At 68.0% G+C, this 17858-nt stretch carries 17 protein-coding genes; 6 read left to right on the top strand and 11 right to left on the bottom strand.

The genetic code is table 11. The features are described from left to right. Position 1 precedes the first annotated feature (1 nt). A complete protein-coding gene (locus ACFOY2_RS27050) occupies positions 2-352 on the bottom strand; it encodes an STAS domain-containing protein (RefSeq protein WP_043629845.1) in 351 nt (116 codons plus the stop codon). Between the two features lie 411 nt (positions 353-763). Between ACFOY2_RS27050 and ACFOY2_RS27045 the strand changes: the two genes are divergently transcribed. The 4 genes from ACFOY2_RS27045 to ACFOY2_RS27030 all read left to right on the top strand — a co-directional run bounded on the left by ACFOY2_RS27045 (position 764) and on the right by ACFOY2_RS27030 (position 6839). After that, on the top strand, positions 764-3430 hold the full coding sequence (locus ACFOY2_RS27045) for a DEAD/DEAH box helicase (RefSeq protein WP_379530882.1): 2667 nt from the start codon (positions 764-766) through the stop codon (positions 3428-3430). A 725-nt stretch (positions 3431-4155) separates the two neighbouring features. After that, on the top strand, positions 4156-4470 hold the full coding sequence (locus ACFOY2_RS27040; RefSeq protein ID WP_379530881.1) for a hypothetical protein: 315 nt from the start codon (positions 4156-4158) through the stop codon (positions 4468-4470). A gap of 280 nt (positions 4471-4750) precedes the next feature. Beyond that, positions 4751-5221 carry a hypothetical protein gene (locus ACFOY2_RS27035; RefSeq protein ID WP_379530880.1) on the top strand — a complete coding sequence of 157 codons (471 nt, stop codon included), beginning with the start codon at positions 4751-4753 and terminating at the stop codon, positions 5219-5221. Positions 5222-6098: 877 nt separating this feature from the next. Then, the gene (locus ACFOY2_RS27030) at positions 6099-6839 is read left to right on the top strand and encodes a class I SAM-dependent methyltransferase (RefSeq protein ID WP_379530879.1); all 741 of its coding nucleotides are present in this window, start codon (positions 6099-6101) and stop codon (positions 6837-6839) included. Positions 6840-7019: 180 nt separating this feature from the next. Here the strand turns inward: ACFOY2_RS27030 and ACFOY2_RS27025 are convergent, their stop codons facing one another. The 3 genes from ACFOY2_RS27025 to ACFOY2_RS27015 are packed head-to-tail and all read right to left on the bottom strand — an operon-like array spanning position 7020 to position 8096. After that, positions 7020-7421, bottom strand: coding sequence for an Rv3654c family TadE-like protein (locus ACFOY2_RS27025; RefSeq protein ID WP_379531064.1), 402 nt, complete (start codon positions 7419-7421; stop codon positions 7020-7022). Positions 7422-7440: 19 nt separating this feature from the next. Further along, a complete protein-coding gene (locus ACFOY2_RS27020; protein WP_379530878.1) occupies positions 7441-7824 on the bottom strand; it encodes a TadE family type IV pilus minor pilin in 384 nt (127 codons plus the stop codon). Beyond that, positions 7821-8096, bottom strand: a complete 276-nt coding sequence (locus ACFOY2_RS27015; RefSeq protein ID WP_379531063.1) for a DUF4244 domain-containing protein — start codon at positions 8094-8096, stop codon at positions 7821-7823. The genes ACFOY2_RS27020 and ACFOY2_RS27015 overlap by 4 nt, the downstream gene beginning before the upstream one ends. Positions 8097-8633: 537 nt before the next feature. Here ACFOY2_RS27015 and ACFOY2_RS27010 point away from each other — a divergent pair. Then, the gene (locus ACFOY2_RS27010) at positions 8634-8957 is read left to right on the top strand and encodes a transposase (protein WP_379531062.1); all 324 of its coding nucleotides are present in this window, start codon (positions 8634-8636) and stop codon (positions 8955-8957) included. 107 nt (positions 8958-9064) lie between these two features. Here ACFOY2_RS27010 and ACFOY2_RS27005 read toward each other — a convergent pair whose 3' ends face one another. Then, entirely contained in the window at positions 9065-9685 is a 621-nt protein-coding gene (locus tag ACFOY2_RS27005; RefSeq protein ID WP_379530877.1) for a TetR/AcrR family transcriptional regulator, read from the bottom strand. A gap of 69 nt (positions 9686-9754) precedes the next feature. On the opposite strand from ACFOY2_RS27005, the gene ACFOY2_RS27000 reads away from it, so the two are divergent. Continuing rightward, positions 9755-11497 (top strand): protein-arginine deiminase family protein, encoded by a 1743-nt coding sequence (locus ACFOY2_RS27000; protein ID WP_379530876.1) that lies wholly within the window; start codon positions 9755-9757, stop codon positions 11495-11497. A gap of 40 nt (positions 11498-11537) precedes the next feature. Here the strand turns inward: ACFOY2_RS27000 and ACFOY2_RS26995 are convergent, their stop codons facing one another. The 6 genes from ACFOY2_RS26995 to ACFOY2_RS26970 all read right to left on the bottom strand — a co-directional run bounded on the left by ACFOY2_RS26995 (position 11538) and on the right by ACFOY2_RS26970 (position 17632). Further along, a complete protein-coding gene (locus ACFOY2_RS26995) occupies positions 11538-12026 on the bottom strand; it encodes a type II secretion system F family protein (protein ID WP_379530875.1) in 489 nt (162 codons plus the stop codon). Between the two features lie 541 nt (positions 12027-12567). Continuing rightward, positions 12568-13275: a type II secretion system F family protein gene (locus ACFOY2_RS26990; protein ID WP_379530874.1), complete on the bottom strand. Its 708-nt coding sequence runs from the start codon at positions 13273-13275 to the stop codon at positions 12568-12570. A gap of 140 nt (positions 13276-13415) precedes the next feature. After that, positions 13416-14564, bottom strand: a complete 1149-nt coding sequence (locus ACFOY2_RS26985; protein ID WP_379530873.1) for a TadA family conjugal transfer-associated ATPase — start codon at positions 14562-14564, stop codon at positions 13416-13418. 224 nt (positions 14565-14788) lie between these two features. Then, complete coding sequence (gene ssd / locus ACFOY2_RS26980; RefSeq protein ID WP_379530872.1) at positions 14789-15829, bottom strand: septum site-determining protein Ssd; 1041 nt, start codon at positions 15827-15829, stop codon at positions 14789-14791. Positions 15830-15963: 134 nt separating this feature from the next. Further along, positions 15964-17436, bottom strand: a complete 1473-nt coding sequence (locus ACFOY2_RS26975) for a site-specific integrase (RefSeq protein WP_379530871.1) — start codon at positions 17434-17436, stop codon at positions 15964-15966. A 1-nt stretch (position 17437) separates the two neighbouring features. Beyond that, the gene (locus tag ACFOY2_RS26970; protein ID WP_379530870.1) at positions 17438-17632 is read right to left on the bottom strand and encodes a helix-turn-helix transcriptional regulator; all 195 of its coding nucleotides are present in this window, start codon (positions 17630-17632) and stop codon (positions 17438-17440) included. Positions 17633-17858 lie beyond the last annotated feature (226 nt).

The following is a 17858-nucleotide window of genomic DNA, read 5'->3' as shown; positions in this document are numbered from 1 at the left end:
GCTACTTGTCTTTGCCGTGAGCTTCCTTGGCCTCGTCGACCGAAGCGTAGATCCCGAAGACCTTGGTCAGACCGGTGATCCGGAAGATCTTGAGGATGCGCTCCTGGGTGCAGACCAGCTCAAGGGAGCCGTCGTGCGCACGAACCCGCTTAAGCCCCCCGACCAGGACACCGAGGCCGGTGGAGTCCAGGAAGTCCACCTTCTCCATGTTGACGAGAAGGTGGAAGTTGCCCTTGTTCACCAGGTCGATGAGGAGCTCACGCAATCTCGGCGCCGTGTAGACATCGATCTCACCCTCGACCTCCACGATGGTGAGTCGGTCTTCGGTGCGGTGATCCAACTTCAGATCCACAGATCCTCCAGCGCCTTTCGCCTGCGAAAGTACTCTCTTGGGACTGGCAGTCTGGAGCGTAGCCCCAGATCGTCCGACCCTGACGCGCGGCATTCAACCACGCGTCCGGCTTGTGTCTATACGAAATCACGATTCCCGGCGACTTTGCCCATCGATGCAAGACTGGAAACAGTGACTTCCTCCGCATCCTCCCCACAACAAGCAGGTCCACTCCTCCGCCACCTGCTTGGTGTTCCCGCACGTCATGAGCGCGTCACCCATGTGGAGCATGTTCCAGCACGTCAGGCCGGTCAAGTCAGTTGGCCCAAATGGACCCCCGAACTCCTTGTTACGCGCTTGGCGAACCGCGGGGTAACGGGACTCTGGCCCCACCAGTACGAAGCCGCCGACCTGGCATTTCGTGGCCGAAACGTGATCATTTCGACGGGCACCGCGTCCGGGAAGTCGCTGGCCTACCTCACCCCCGCGATCACCTCGTGTCTCGACGGAGGCACGGTCCTGTACCTCACACCCACCAAGGCCCTGGCCGCCGACCAGCTCCGCGGGCTGCGCGAACTGCGCCTCACCCAGGTGCGCGCCGCCTGCTTCGACGGCGACACGCCGTTCGAGGAACGCACCTGGGTACGCCAGCACGCCAACTACGTCCTCACCAACCCCGACATGCTCCACCGCGGCGTCCTCCCCCGCCACGCCCAGTGGTCGTCCTTCTTCCGCCGCCTGCGCATGGTCGTCGTGGACGAATGCCACGGCTACCGCGGCGTCTTCGGCTCCCACGTCGCCCAAATCCTGCGCCGCCTGCGCCGCGTCTGCTCCCGCTACGGCTCACGCCCCACCTTCCTGCTCGCCTCGGCCACCGCGAGCGAGCCGGGGGCGTTCGCCATGAGGCTGACGGGGCTTGAGATGGACGAGGTGACCGTGGACACCTCACCCAAGGGTTCGACCACCGTCGCGCTGTGGGAGCCGCCTCTGACGGAGCTAAGGGGCGAGGGAGGGGCGCCTGTGCGGCGCACGGCCACGGCGGAGGCGGCGGATCTGCTCGCGGACCTCGTCCTCGCCGACGTACGCACGCTCGCCTTCGTCCGCTCCCGCCGCGGCGCCGAAACCGTCGCCCTGACGGCCCGCGCCAAACTGGCCGACGTCGCCTTCTCCCTCCCCTACACCCCACCCCCTTCAGACCCCACCCCACACCCATCGGAGCGGACCCCACACCCCGCGCAACCCACCCCGCACCCCTCAGACCCCACCCCACATCCCACGCAACCCACTCTGCACTTCGTGGAGCCCACCCCGAACCCCTCAGAGTCGCTCCACCGAACCGGCATCCCCGCCGACGGCCCAACGCAACACCTACCGCTCCCCGTCACCGGCGACTCACCGCCTCCCGCCATCACCCGGCCGACCAGCCCGCCCACCGACGAGTCCCCCACTGATGGGCCGCCGAACCTCACCACCGCCAGCCCTGACGAGCCCCCCGACCTCACCACCGCCAACCCGACCGGCCGGCCGGTCAACTCCACCACTGACGGGCCGCTGGACACCCTCGACGGGACCAGCACGGCCACCGCCATGGGAACCGGCACCGCCCCCGACTCCTCCTTTGACCCCAGTTCCGACACCACCCCTGGGCCCAATCCCGCCGCCGACTCCCGCTCCGGCACCGGACCCGGCTACGCAGCGGCGGCGGCACCGACCGAAGCACGTCCCCCCAGCCCTCTCACCTGGGCGCTCCCGGACCCCTCCGACTTGGCCGCCCTCCCCGACAAGGTCGCCGCCTATCGCGCCGGTTACCTGGCCGAAGACCGCCGTGTGCTGGAAAAGGCCCTCCGCGACGGCACCCTCATGGGCCTGGCCACCACCAACGCCCTCGAACTCGGCGTGGACGTCTCGGGCCTCGACGCCGTCCTGATCGCAGGCTGGCCGGGCACCCGAGCCTCCCTCTGGCAGCAGGCAGGGCGGGCGGGCCGCGACAGCCAGGACGCGCTGGCCGTTCTGATCGCCAGAGACGACCCCCTGGACACCTACCTCGTCCACCACCCGCAGGCCCTGTTCGGCCAACCGGTCGAGGCGATCGTCCTGGACCCCGGCAACCCGTACGTCCTGGGCCCCCACCTCTGCGCCGCAGCCGCCGAGATCCCGCTGACTGAAGACGACCTCCCGATCTTCGGCCCCACCACCTCGGACGTCCTGGCGAGCCTGGTCGCCGACGGGCTGCTCAGGAGGCGTCCGGCGGGTTGGTTCTGGACCAGGCGCGAGCGCGCCACCGACCTGGCCGACATCCGAGGCGGCGGAGGCGCTCCCATCCAGGTCGTGGAGTCGTCGACGGGCCGCCTGCTGGGCAGCGTGGACGAGCCCTCCGCCCACACCACGGTGCACACCGGGGCCATCTACCTCCATCAGGGCGAAACTTTCCTGGTCGAGCTCCTGGACCTGGAGGCAGGAGTCGCCCTGGTCTCCAGCGCCAACCCGGACTACTCGACGTTCGCGCGCGACATCACCGACATCTCCATCCTCGCCACCCAGCGCTCCACCTCCCTGGGCCCCGGCACCCTCCACTTCGGAGAGGTCGAGGTGACCCGGCAGGTGGTCTCCTACCTCAAACGCCGCCTCCAATCAGGCGAAATGCTCGGCGACGAGCCCCTCGACCTGCCACCGCGCACCCTCCGAACCCGCGCCGTCTGGTGGACTCTTCCCGCCTCGGCCGTGGCCCCTCTCGCCGAAGCGGACATCGACCTCGGCGGAGCCGCCCACGCCGCCGAACACGCCTCCATCGGCCTGCTCCCCCTGTTCGCCACCTGCGACCGCTGGGACATCGGCGGCGTCTCCACCGAACTCCACGCCGACACGGGCCTGCTCACGGTCTTCGTGTACGACGGCCACGAGGGCGGCGCCGGCTTCGCGGAACGCGGCTACGCCCGCGCCGTGGACTGGCTGACGGCCACCCGCGAAGCGATCATGTCCTGCGAATGCGAACGCGGCTGCCCTTCCTGCATTCAGTCCCCGAAGTGCGGAAACGGCAACAACCCACTGGACAAGCGCGGCGCCATCCGCCTCCTGGACACCCTGCTAACCCAGCACTAGCCACGCCCTACCTGCGAAAAAACCAGCAAGTCAGACCATCATCCTCCCCAACGCAAACGTCGACGAGCTTCTTGACGAATCACCTAACTCTCGCCACCCAGGTGCCGCCGCCCGGCATTCACACCTCCGCCATCGACGTCATCAGCCTCATCGTCAGGAGCCCAGAAATCAGCGGCCCAAGGCTGCGGCCGTTCCCAGAACCCGCTGTCCTCCATGGACCGGGGCGACGGCGGCAGATAGTCGTCCCACCGATCCTCGATCCGTCCGGCCGGCGGAGTCACACGTGCAGCGGCCTCCGGCACATCCGTCACCGCTGAACTCGGCAGAGCGATCCGGACCGGCCCCTGCCGCCCCCCATCCGTCCCTTCCGTCACAGACGGCTGCCCCACTTCCACGGACGGCCGATCCGCAACCGCGCGCGAAGACTGCTGACTCATAAACGCAGAGGGCCGACGCACGTCCACGTACGGCTGCCGCCCCACATCAGCAGACCGCTGCTGCCCCGCGCCCAAAGACCGCCCCTGCCCCACATCCGCCGAACCCTCCTGCCCCGCATCCAGCGACCGCCCCTGCCCCACATCCACAGACGACTGCCGGCCCACGTCCACAGATCGCCGCTGACCCGCACTCACGGACCGCCCCTGACCCGCATCCACCGAACCCTCCCGCCCCACCGCATCCGCAGACCGCCGCCGACCTGTGCCTACGGACCGCTGCTGATCCGCGTGCAGAGACCGCTGCTGATCCGTGTGCAGGGACCGCTGCTGACCTGCGGGCGCCGCAGCATCCACTTCCCTACGCGCCCGACCAAGACCGCCAGACGCCTGCGGCCGTTCCCCGTCCACGGCATCCGCCCGTCGATCATGCGACTGGCCAGGAACGCGGGTCCTGGCCACAGCCAGAATCACAGCAGGCCGCCGCCGCACCGCGACAGGCGTCCCCTCATCGACCTGCTGCACTCCACCGCCCGACGAGGACGGCGCGGCAATACCCGCGTCCGCACCCGCGCCCCCAGCGCTCGACATCCCACCCGAGGCTGAGCCCGCAGGACCACCGCTCCCGCCGGGGATTCCCGCAGCCGCGACCGCCCGACGACGGGCCCAAGCCCCGGCATGCGCACCCAGCAACAGCAGAAGCAGCCCGCCCGCAAGGTACAGCCCGTACTGCCCGATTTCCCCGATAGACGACTCGTTCGACTGGGCCTTCACCCCACCCGCCTGGACGGGTTCGGAATCCGTGCCCTCTTTCGCATCGGCCGGAACCACGCCGTCCGGCTCCGCCCGTCCATCCCCCGACGGCTCGGCAGACGGGATCGGGAGGTTGCCCTTCGCATCCGTGTCGGGCAGGTCCGGCAGCTTGGAGGTCTTCGGTTTGCCGGCCGTCGGCTTGCTCACCGGTGCCACCTGCTTCTTGGCGGGCAGCGTGGGCAATGGATCGACGTTCCTGACCCCTTCGCGCGCCTTCGCCGTCGGCCTGCTGCTGGGCGCCGTCGTCTTCTTGGGCTTCGCCGAGGGCGGGGCGGGGAAGGTGACGTACGCGGCGGACGACTCCCCGGACCCGATCGACCCGCCTTCGCCGTCACCCCTGAACGCCTTGACCGTGAACCCCACCTTCTGCCCCGCCGCCTTCGCCGGCACCGAGAGCACCGCCCTGCATGAGGAGCCCGAGCAGGCACTGTCGGCGGTCATCCTCCCGACAATGCCGGACTGGCTGGTGGAAACCTCATACGACTGCAGGTCGGGCTCCGACCCCTTGCTCCAGGTCACGAGCACTTTGGCGGTGCCGTGCTGACTGGCGTTCACATTGCCGGGTGTCTCGGCCGGCCGCCGCAGCTTGAACGTGCTGCTCGCGTACCTGGTCCCGGTGATCTCTCCCTTGAGGGTGACGGTGAAGGCCCCGTTCGGGGCACTGCCGACGTCCAACGTTCCGGAAATCGTCTGATTCGCCCCACCATCTGCGACTTTCTGGGTGGGCGTGGAGGGCCCTTCCACGTACAGACCCATGCGCAACTGCATTAACCCCGTACGGGCAGAAACAGTGACAGACGACCCCGAAACCACCTCACCATCGGGCGGCGCCGTAATCTGCCCAGAGGCATCAGCCTCCCGCACCACCAGGGACTCCCGCATCGTCACAGCCGCCTGAGCGGTTCCGCCGAGCACGATGGATCCCGCCACGATCGTCCCAGCGACCACCACTCTGCCGACTACCGTCACGACGCTTCCCTCCATCGAGAGCTTCGCGCCGCCTGACCACCCTGGGGCGTCCATGCGACGACCGGAAGTGCAGTCCGCCCGGCCGATACGGTCACCGACCGTCCCAGGACCCGCACCCAAGCGACTTCATCCGAGCTCTCCCAGACGCCTTGTCGCATTCGGCATGGACCGAGGGTAAGCGGAACCTTACGGGAAATATCCAACTCTTGGACACCGCGTCCAAGAAGTCGTAACGCGATCGCGACCTAGCCCCGCCAGCCCCAACCGCCCATGCGGCATCAACACTCTGGACGTTCACAACCTCGCGTGCGTTCCCGATCACGTCTTGCACACCGCTCCGCAACAAGCAGCATCAGATGAATCACCACAACTCGCATATCAACTGACTCTCAAACCAGAAGCCAAGACATATCCTCACGGCTGCCGCCGTCACCGGATCTACACTTCGCGTCGTGACAAATCCCGGACGTGGCGGCTCCTTCTACGACGAGCCCCAAATCGTCGATCGATACCTCGACCACCGACACAGCCGCACCTCAAGCCCCAACTACGTGATGGAGGAACCAGCCCTCCTGTCCGAGTTGGGCACCGTCACCGGACTTCGCGTCCTGGACCTCGGCTGCGGAGACGCCGCCATCGGCCAAACCCTGCTGAACGCCGGATGCCTCAGCTACTTGGGTTTGGACGGTTCGACCGCGATGGTAAAAGCAGGCAGCACAGCGCTACAAGGCACAGCCGGCCGCGTCGAACTGACGGATATAGAAAATTTCTCAGCTCCCCCATCATCCTTCGATCTCATTCTTTCCCGCCTCGCATTCCACTACGTCGAGGACATCGAATCGGCGCTGGCAGCCTGCCACGCCTGCCTCTCACCGGGCGGTCGCCTCATTTTCACCGTCGTCCACCCCGTCCTGACTTCGTACGACGCCGAAACGCAAGGCAAACGCACCAACTGGATCGTGGACGACTACTTCCTCAAAGGACCGCGGCAGCGGAACTGGTTCGGCGGCACCGTCACCTGGTTCCACCGCACCATCGAGGACTACGTACGCGCTCTGACGACCACCGGCTTCACCCTCACCTCCCTCCGTGAATGCGCACCAAGCGAAGAGCGCCTCAACGGAGCCGCAGCAGAACTGGCTCGCCGCCGCCGCGTCCCCCTGTTCCTCCTCCTCACCGGCACACGCCCCTGACGACTCCACCCACCACAGCCCGGCTCCATCAACCGCTCAAGAAGCAAGTCGATCCCCTACGAGGGACACACCGCAGACGAGACCACGGACCCCTGGGAGCGCAGCCATTCTGGATCTGGCGAAGTGGCCAGCCTTAGCTGATCCCGGTGGTGATTGTCAGGCGGGCTCAAGCACGTTCATTCATCGGCCTGGGTCGTAATCGGGCTCGTCCGCTGGGATCGCTTCCACAGGGGCCGCTTCCGCCGGGCCGGCGCGTGCTCGGCCGACGAGCGTGCGGGTGCCCACTGCTGGGAGCGAGATCGGCAACGAGGTCCAGATGTCGGCGATTTCGTGGGTGATCTTGCATTGTGTGAGGTGCACACCATTCTGTGTAGCCAGCGCTGTGGCTTTGTCGCAGGCGCCCTGCGGGTCGATCAACGCGAGCTTGGCCGCCGCCAGTGCGCTGAGGTCCGCGGCGTTGTTGACGCGGTGGCGGGCCACGCGAACGGAACCGACCGTGGCGAACGCCGTGGCAACTGCCATCAGAAGCCCCATGAGGCTCACGCCCCACAGCGTCGACGAGCCTCGTTCTTTGGAATTGATGGTGACCCTCCTCCACGTTTCAGGGCTCGGTGTCGGCGATGGCCGTGGCGGATACGCGAACCGCGGGGAGAGATCGGCCCCATGCCGGTCGTACCTGCACGGTGATCTGCACTTTTGTGGTTTCTTCGTCGCGGGCTATGTCGACTTGGGCCTCCGGGTGGGTCACCGCGCGAGCTACGTCGCGAACCTGGTCCAACGGCTCGCCTCTGGCCGCTGCCCGGGCGGCCGCGCGGGCCGCGTCCACGCATTCGAGTTGTACGCCGACGGCCTGGATGGCCCACAGAGCGGCTGCCAGGACGACCATGAGGGCGGGCAGCATCGCGGCGGTCTCGGCCGTCACCGAGCCCCGCGATGCCGACCGTCGTTCGTTGCCCTTGGGGATCCGCACGTGGCGGAGGGTCATTTGCCGATGCTGGTGTTGAGTGCCTTGTCGATGAGGGACGTGAGCAACTCCTGGACCTCTGGGCTGCTTACCACTTTGAAGAGGAGCGCGGCGAAGGCACAGGCCGCGATGGTTCCCACCGCATACTCGGCCGTGGACATGCCTCGCTCCCGATTGGTGCCGGCGTAGTGAAGCCACTTGTTGGAATGCCGTCTTGGGGTGGTGGCCTGCGAGGACGTGTGCGCTGCAGATTGCGGGAATCCGAGTTGGGGTTCGGGTTGGCTGCTCGACATGTGGGCGCATTTGGAAGCTTCGCCGACTGTCCGGGCTACTGGCGCGAGGGCTTCGGAGGGTTCGCGGGTTGCTGTTGCGGCGTCTTGAGTCGCGTACGTGCTGCGACTGATGGTTGGACGGGTGCTGCCACCCATCCCGAGCTTGTTGCTCGGGAACGTACTCTTCGTAGGCATCGAAATGGGACTTACGAGGGCTTTGGCATCCCTGCTTGGCGTGGAGGCGAAATCTGGGGCGGCTTTGATGCCGTCTGGTGTGATGGCGGGACTATGCATCGTTGCCTCCAGGGGGTGTTGGGAACCGGGGGTTTGCCCGGCGGGATCCAGGGTCGCCGAAGCGGGGTAGCGACCGGCGGACCGAACGACGTTCTGTGGAGAACGATCGCTTATCCACAATCAGGGGGTTGACCTGGGACTTTACTCGCTCGTCCTGTTCGCCGCCGTCATACCGGACCCGGCACCGTAGCCCGGTCCCGCGGCACCTCGGCTGGGCCAGAGCCAGCAGAACACGAAGCCGCACCTGCTCGCGAAGCCCGCGGCCTGCCGCTGGTCCTGCATCTGACCAGCGGCAACACCGTCGACTGCACCGCCTTCGACGCCGTGCCGGCCAAGCTCCGGCTGCGCCGCCCGAACGGCGGCCGACCCCGCACCCGCACCGGCACCCTGATCGGCGGCAAGGGCTACTCCACCCGCAAGATCCGCCTCGACCTGCGCCGCCGCGGCATCAAGGCAGTCATCCCCGAACGCCGCGACCAGATCGCCAGCCGCAAGGGCAGCCGCGGCGGCCGCCCCCACGCCTTCGACGCCCTCACCTACATGCAACGCAACCTGATCGAACGCTGGATCGGCAAGCTCAAGCAATGACGCGCCATCGTCACCCACTTCGACAAGCTCGCCAGCCGCTACCTGGCAGGCGTCACCATCGCCTCGCTCATGCTCTGGCTTCGGCACGCGGAATTGCCAGACACTCCCTAGGGACAGGCCAGCGCGCCGAGGTGGGCGCGCAAGGTGTCCAGACAGTCGCTTGCGCTCACCAGCTCCGGGTGCAGCACGGCGTTCATCCCGAGCCCGTCGACAAGCGAGGCCAGTCGCTCGGTCTCCACGTCGATCCGCACCCCGGGACGCAGCGCCTCCCGCGACTCCAGGCGTTCGAGCACGAGGCGGACGAACCCGCGCATGCCCACCGCGGCCCGCTCAGCCAGGTCTCGCAGCGCGGGGTCGGTCCTGGATGCGGCGGCGAAGTCGAGGAACACCGTCACCTCGGCCCGCCGCGACTCGTCGATGGGCAGCAGCTCACCCAGCAGCCGGACGGCCAGCTCCAGCAGGTCCGCCGGAGGTAGCGCCGCCAGATCGCCCACCTCGTCGACGGAGGCCCGCAACCGCCCCCCGACCCGCTCGATCATCGACGCCATCGCGAAGCGCTTCAGCTCCTCGTGCGTGGCGAAGTAGTGACGCAGCGAGCCGATGTTGAGCTGGGCCTCGGCGGCGACGGTGCGCAGCGAGGCCCGCTGCAGCCCGTCGCGCACCACGACCCGGAACAGGGCGTCCACCACCGCGTGACGGCGTTCGACGGGATCGACCACTTTCGGCATGGCACTTTTGTATCACAGCCGTGATATCTTGGATTTATCTCGCATGTGATAAATCCGAGAGGGGCCGCCATGACGAAAATGATCACAGCCGTCTGTACCGTGCTGGCCGCGCTGACCGGGGCCAGCGCCGCGCAGCACACCGCCCCCATCACGGCAGTACTGCTGGCCGACACCGACCACGACGGCGAGGTCGACGCCAGACCGGGGGCCGGGGAGGCGATCTTCCTGCCCAACCTCGACGACAGCGAGCGCCGGTGCGAGGTGAGCGACGCCGACCTGGACGCTTCCGGCAGCGAGCCCGACATACGGCTGGCCGCCTGCAACGACGCCGCCGACGCCCGCGTGAACGGCGAGCATGATTCCGCAGACCTGGCGCGGCTGCGGCTGCCCGCCGTACGCGGTATCGGCGAGGCTGCCACGGGACGGCTGAGCGTCGACGCCCAGGACAAGGTGCGGATCTTCGCCCGGCAGGGCGCCGGGTTCCGGCCCGTGCTGCCGGAGGGCGATGGCCTGCTCACCGCCGCGGAGCTGCGGTCCGGGCTGGAGTTCGGGGTGGAAGGGCGCGACGCCGTACGCGACATCGGCACGTGGGACGGGCTGGTGACGATCACGCTCACCGTGACCGACGGCGCGCGGCGCTCCACGTCCCGCGTCCGCCTGCGCGAGGCTCCCCTGCTGCTCCAGAACGACCTGCAACCGGCCGTCGAGGTTCTGGCCGGCAAGCCGGGCACCGGGCCGGGCGCGCCGCCCGCGCTGCCGTTCCCCGACGGGCTACCCGGCGGATGGGACGAGTTCTCCCGTGACCTGCGCGCGGCCACGAGCGCGGCCGGGGTGCGCTCGTCCAGGTTCGTCGCGGGCACGTCCCAGTGGTGGAAGGACACCTGGTGGCAGGACATCTTCGAGCCGACCACCGCCTCGATGCCGGTGCCCGGCGGCGTCAGGGCCATGCGCGTGCTGGTCAGGTCGGGCAACGTGCTGGACCTGGGCGGTGATGCCGCGCCCACACCGCGGCCCCTGGGCCGGCTGCTCTTCCGCGACCTGCGCGGGCCCGGGGTCGGCGTGGTGCAGCAGCTCACCCTCACCCGCCGCGACCACTTGACCGACCTGCGCAACGCCACGGGCAACGTCGAGTCGCTTCCGCCCGACGCCGATCATCCGCAGGGGCGGCTGGTGTACGGCACCGGCCGTATCCGGCGACCCGACCCCGCCTTCATCCAGCTGCTGACCAGCATGGGACAGGGCCTGCAGCCGCCCGTGGTGCTCGACACCGACTGGCTGATGGTCGGCCATGTCGACGAGACCATGCATGTCGTACGCGCCGGCAACCCGCGCGGTTGGACCCTCATGGTCGCCGACCCCCGCCTGGCCACCCGGCTGGTCCGCCGGGCCGGGGACGAGAAGCTGCTGGGCGACCGGGCGCTAATGTCCGCCAACGCCAGGGCCGCCGAGCACATCGACGGTCAGATCGACACAATGCTGGCCGCGACGGGGCTGCGGCGCTCGGAGATCGTCCAGGTACCGGTGCTGTTCAGCGCGAGCGAGGTCGATCCGTCGCTGCTGAAGGCGTACACGCCCGGCATCCCCAACGGGCTGTCGCTGACGGCTCACGAGTTCGCCGCGCCCGACCCGCACGGCCCGGTGGCCGGTGGGCGCGACCTGTTCCGGGAAGCCACGCGGAAGGCACTGGCCTCGCAGGGCGTACACGTGCGATGGGTGGAGGACCTGAAATGGGCGCACCTGCTCGGCGGTGAGGTCCACTGCGCCACCAACGCGCTACGCGACACCCGCTCGACGGCTCGCTGGTGGATGTGACTCACGGCTCGGGACTGCGATCGCGCAGGGCGGCGAGAGCCTAAGGGAGGATGATCGTGGAGGCGAGGCCGGCTACTACAGGGATGATGCCGAGCAGGACGAACGCCGGCAGGAAGCACAAACCCAGTGGCGCCACGGCTTTGATGCCGACGCTTCTGGCTGATGCGACGGAGGCGGCTCTGGCTTTCTCGCGGGCGTCGTCGGCCAGGCGGGTGAGGACGTCCGCAACGGGGGCGCCGCTTTGGGCCGCTCGGCTCATGGCTCGGGACAGTTGGGCTGTGGCGGGGTCCTTGGCGAGGTGAGACCAGGTGGGGTCCGGGTCGGCCCCCAGGCGTAGTTGGCTGCTCACCCAGGTCAGGCGGTCGCCGAGAGGGCCGCCGACCGCGTTGGCGGCGATCTCCGTGGCGGCGCTCACCGGGCGGCCGGCCAGCAGGCATGCGGTCATCAGATCGGCGGCGAACGGCAGGTCGGTGGCTATGCGGTGGCGGTCCTGATGTGCCTGCTGGGGTGCCTGTCGGTGAAGGATCATTGCGACTGCTGGGGCCACCACGAGGCCCGTGATGACGCCGACGGTGCCGCCGATCAGGAGGGCGACGATCAGGGCCGTGGCAATGGCGCTAATGATCGTTTTGGTGGTGATTGACCTTTGTGGGTCGGGGGTTGGGTGCAGCCAGGGTGCGTGGTGTGGGGGTTCTGGCGTAGGTAGTCGGTGTGGGTGGACGTTGGGGTGATGGAGAGTTCCCTGGGGGTGATGGACGTTGGGACGGGAGTTTTGGAGATGTGGGTGAGCGCCTCCGGGGTGGGGGCGACGGTGGGATTTGGGGATGGGGTCGTCTGGCGGGCGTAGTCGGGTCAGGCGGTCCGTTGGCGTTCTTGGGGAGAACCACAGCCAGGCTGCGGCTGAGCCGGCGCACAGGGCGAATAGCAGTTGGAGCATCGATGGTCCTGTCCAGCGGGGTCCTGCCGCGAGCGACGGGGTCGGTCCGAGCGACGGGGTCGGTCCGAGCGACGGGGTCGAAGCGGCACGGCGTGAGCGGCATGGGTTTGGGCGGCATGGAGGAGAGTTGGAGTTAGTTCTGGGCCTTGGTTGCCATGTGGTTGGTCCACCAGAGGCCGCAGGCGTCTAGGGCGATTCCGGCTATTAGGCACAAGAGGCCTGGGATGCTCCCGAACAGGAAGTCCAGTGGGTGCATGTTCAGGGCGGCGGCCATGAGGAGGCCCAGGGCCGGGAGTACGGCGAGCATTCTTGCTGTGGTGCGGGGGCCCGCCAGTTGGGCGGCTACGTCCTGGCGGTGGGCCTGGGCTGTGCGTAACGTGCTGGCCACTCTGTCGACCAAAGGTGCCAGACCCGCCCCTACGGTGATGCTTACCTCCCAACAGGCTGCCAGTTGACGTAAGCCTTCCCCTCCCTGGTTCGGGGCTGCTGCGAGTAGGGCTGCAGGGACGTCGCCGCCGTCTCTTGCCGCTGCTATGACCGGGCGGAGAAGCTCAGGGGTGGGGAAGTCCACTGCCGTCAGGGCCCTGGTCAGGGCGTTTCCGGGGGTGTGGCCTACCGATAGTTCTGCTGATAGGGCCTGGCATAGCTCTATCGAGGCGTGGCGCCAGGTGTCGGCCCGGCGGGCGGGGCTGGGACGGGTGAGTCGGCTGCGCAAGGATTGCCACTGAGGTCTTTCATGGGTTGAGGTCAGTTTGTTCAGGCGGATTGTGGCTACGGGTGGGCCTGTCCACAGCCATACGGCGCAGGCTGTGGACAACGCCGCCAGCAGGGCGTGGGTCATGGCGTTGGCTCCGGTTGGAATCGTCGTGGAGTCGTGGGGGCGTGCGACGTCGGGTCTCGTGATGTTTTGCGGCTCGGTCGCTGGTGCTGGTGCCTGGGCTGTTGGGGGTCTGGGGGAACGGTTCTCAACGGTGTGGATCGTTAGGGGTGTGATCTTTGGGTTAGGGAGTCGTAGCCGGGGCCGAGTTGGGGGTCGCCCGTGGCGGTGAAGGTGAGGGCGGGGACTGATTCGACGTAGCCGGTTGAGGTTCGGGAGAGCAGGCAGATTTCCGCAATGTGCCTGCGGCCGTCCGGGCGGGTGCGAGTCAGGTGGATGACCGCGTCGAGCGCTGCGGCCAGTTGGCTGTGTACGGCTTCGCGGCTCAGGCCCGCTGCGCAGCCCAAAGCCTCCAGGCGGGGTGGTACGTCGGCCGCGGTGTTGGCGTGCAGGGTGCCGCAGCCGCCCTCGTGGCCGGTGTTCAAGGCGGCCAGCAGGTCCACTACTTCCGGGCCGCGTACCTCTCCCACCACCAGGCGATCGGGGCGCATTCTCAGTGCTTGGCGGACCAGGTCACGGAGCCCTACGCCGCCGGCGCCCTCCAGGTTGGCCGGGCGTGTTTCCAGGCGCACCACGTGGGGGTGGAGCGGGCGGAGTTCGGCTGAGTCTTCCACCAGCAGGAGGCGTTCGCGGGGGTCGGCGAGGGAGAGCAGCGCTGACAGGAGTGTCGTCTTGCCCGTTCCCGTGCCGCCCGTCACCAGGAAAGCCAGCCTGGCGGTCACCATGGCGGTCAGCACCGGCAGCGCGGATGGGGCGACCGTGCCGGCTGCGACCAGGTCTTCCAGGGTGAACGTGCGGCGTGGGGGCAGGCGTAGCGAGATGCAGGTGCCGCCCGATGCCACAGGTGGGAGCACGGCATGGAGACGGACGCCTCCGGCCAGTCTGGCGTCCACGTAGGGGCATGCGTCGTCCAGTCGTCTGCCTGCTGCGGCGGCGAGGCGCTGGGCCAGCCTGCGGACGGCTCCGTCGTCGGTGAAGGTGATCTGGGTACGGCGCAGGCCGCTGCCGTCGTCTACCCACACCTCGCGAGGGCCGTTGACCAGGACGTCTGTTACGTCTGGTTGGGCCAGGAGCGGTTCCAGAGGGCCTGCGCCTATCAGGTCGGCGCAGAGGGCTCTGGCCACCGCGAGGATCTCTGCGTCGCCGTATACGGATTTTTCGGCTCTCAGGGCTACTGCTACCTGGGCGGCGCTGGGTTCGACGCCTGTTCGAGCCAGGCGGACGCGGACGGCTTCCACCAGCTCGGGCGACACCTGCGTTTGGCGTGGGGGTTTCGGCGGGGCGGGGCTCAGCGACGGGGATGTGGGTCGTCGCGGTGGAAGGGGAGGCCGGGGTTGGGCGGTGGACGTGGTGGGGTTCGGGCGGTGGAGGTCGCTGGGTGTCGCGGCTCCGTGGAGTGGATGAGTGGGGTGGTCCGCGAGAGGTGGGGGTGGCTGGGCCGGGCAGTCCGTGGGTGAGGTTGTTTGGGCTGAGGGCTTCATGGGGCCAGGAGGTCTTGTAGGAGGGTGGCGCAGAGGGCGCCGAGGTCGGTGCGGGGGCCGAGGTTGGGGAGTTCGCCGCGGTTGAGGGTGGCGGTGAGTCTTGGCTGGTCTGGGAAAACGCCGGCCGAGGGTATGCCCAGGGATTCTGCGGCGCTTTCGCCGCCCAGGACTCCTGGACGGAGGATGGCGCGCAGGTCCGAGGTGTGCTTGCGGGCCTCGTTCAGCACTTGAACGGTCGACAGGACGCTGCGGACGTCGGCTGTGGCCACCACCAACGTCGTTTTCGCCCTCGTGAGGGCTTCGATCGAGGCCGGGGCGAAGTGTCGGGGGAGGTCGACGACTATGAGGTCGAAGCCGCGTTGGCCTGCTTCCAGGACCGAGCGCATGGCCTGGGGCGGGATCGCCGCCACCTCGCCTCTGTGGAAGGAGAGGACTGCCAGGTCTCCGAAGGAGGGGAGGGCGGCTTGAAGTGCGCTCGAATTGATACGGCCCTCTCGTGCCACCAGGTCTCCCCAGCGGGAGCCTGAGGCCTCCTCCTGGCCTAGCAGGGCGTCTATGCCTCCGCCCAGCGGGTCGGCGTCCACCAGGAGGGTACGGAGGTGATCTCCTGAGGCTCGCAGCGCCAGGCATGCCGAGAGCACGCTCGCGCCTGCGCCGCCTCGGCCTCCTATGACGCAGATCACGGAACCTGAGCGGGGGTCCGGCTCCATGGCCTCCGCGAACCGCTCTACCAGGTGGCGTTCGTCGTTGGGGAGGGTGAGGACGGCTTGGGCTCCCACTGCCACGCATTTTCGCCAGGTGTCCGGGTCTTCGACGTCTCTGGTTACGAGGAGGACCTGGTCGCGGGTGGGGGGTGAGGTCGCGGCCATGGCGTCTGCTTGGTCGGCGCCTACTGCGATGAGAGGGGCGAGGTTCCAGAACGGGCGGGCGTGAGCTGGGGTGTGGGCCACATCCAGTTGGGATCCGGCTGCGGCGGCTATGCGGACCAGGTCGTCCAGCAGGGCCGGGTCCTCGGTGATGGTCAAGGGGCGGTGCATGTCGGCCTCCTGGGGCGGGTGCGGGGTGGGAGGCCAACCTTGCTGGAGAGGGGTGAGGTGAGGAGGAGGTGAACGTGGTTCTGGGGAGAACGATGGGTTATCCACAATCAGGGGGTTGACCTGGGGTTTTGCGGCTACGCTGCCCCGTATTCGCCCGGTTGGCCCGTAGCTGGCCCGTCGTTTCCGTTTTCGCAGGTCAGGACGCTATCGGTGATCGTTGTGGCGGAGAGTGCCGCTTCTATCCGGGCGTTGGCCGCGTCTTCGCCGCCCCGGATCCAGTGGGCGTATGTGGTCAGCAGGGTGCGGATGGAGTGGCCCAGCCGCCGGGCGATCTCGGCTGTGTCCACGCCCGCCGCTATCAACGTGCTGGCGTTGGCGTGGCGCAGGTCGTAGGGCCGTCTGGCGACGTCCGAGGCGCGCTCAGCGGGGGTGAGAGCGGCTTTGCGGGCACGTCGCCAGACCGACCGGTATACCTGGCCGGGCACCTTGGCTTGGTCGGGGCCGTCGTAGAACAGCCGTCCGTCGGGGGCCGGGGGGAAGGTCAGCAGGTGAAGCCGCAGGATCACGACGAGTTCCGGGGGGATGGGAACCGGGCGGACCGTCTTGCGACTGCGGTGTTTGAGCCCGCGCGTGTCGTGGCGTTCGCCGTCGTCGGTCCACAGTTCGCCGACGTCGGGGCAGGCCCCCTCCAGGGTGATGCTGCCCCAGGTGCCGCCCATGGGCAGGTGGCATTGGTGGGCCTTCAGCTCAAGGCCCTCTGACGGGCGGATCCCGGCGAAGAACATGAGGCAGAACAGCGCGAACAGGTGGGGTCCCCGGTCGCGGTAGGGGCCGTAGCCGCGCAGTTCGCGCACCGCCCACAGCAGCCGTCGCGCTTGCGCCAGGTTCGGCACGGCCAGCGGAGAGACCGCGTCATCCATGTGGTTACGCCGCGTCCTGATCGCGGGAAGCGGGTTTGTGCCGATCAGCTTGGCCGTCACGGCGCGGTCCAGGCACTTGTACAGGATGGCGCGTCGGGTGCGCGCGGTGGTGGCCGCCGCCTGTGTGCCGTTCTGGAGTTTCTTGATCGCTGCGAGCAGGTTGCGCAGGTTCTCGTCATCGGCCAGTTCGGCCACCGGCCGGGTGTGCTGGCCGAGCCAGGCCAGCGCGGCGGCAATGTCGTCGGGCACGGGTTCGGAGGCGATCCGGCCGGGCCGGTAGGCCCACTGTTTGAGCGCCTTGCGCAGGATCTCGTCAGAGGGCCGGGTACGCCGAGCCTTGAGGGAGTCATCCAGCATGGCCATGGTGATCTCGGCCAGCGATTCGGCGAGACGCTTGCGGCTACCGGCCGCCGCGCCGTCCCATTCGGCCGATGCCACGTCGCAGGAGTGATCGAACCAGGTGCGTTGCTGGCGGGTCCAGGAGACCGGTTGCCCGGTGCGCAGGTCCCACTCTTCGCCCACGGTCTCGGCCGCCCGGGTGAGCTGAGATTGGAATTTCTGGGCTAGAACTTTGGTGAGGAAGGACAGAGAATAGGTGTCCGCGTTGATCCTCCACCGTAATTCCCACGGCTTCTTGCGCCCCTCCCGCTTGCGGATCTTCCAGAATTGAATGTCGATTGCCGTCACGCTAACCGCCTCCTGTCTCCGTTTTTTGACTCTCTAACCATTTTATCCAATCTTCGTGCTTTATCCGTCTTTCTCCATTAGGGATCCGATATGTTTCAGGCCCGCGCCCGGTGGCCAGCCACCGGTAGAACGTCGAGCGGGGAACCCGCAGGATACGGCGGGCATCAGCGACCGTCAGGAAATCATCGTGCCTCATATCCATTCACCTTTCTCCACGACCCTCACGGGCCAGCCACGGGCCAAGCGACACCCTTCACGACGCACACCAAGCGCCACTCTCAACTCATTCAAGAGCCATTCCCGGCACCGCCTTTATCGGCATTCTCTCGGAAATGTGCAAGGAATGGCGTAGTGCCATTAGGCGGAAACATCGCCTCATTATCGGGTAAGGCGTCTTTCCGTATTCGGGCCGTGCCGACACA

The organism is Nonomuraea purpurea (assembly GCF_042650645.1).
GTDB classification, from domain to species: Bacteria; Actinomycetota; Actinomycetes; order Streptosporangiales; family Streptosporangiaceae; genus Nonomuraea; species Nonomuraea purpurea.
Note: the sequence above shows the minus strand (reverse complement) of the source record. Positions and strands in the feature narration are given on the sequence as shown.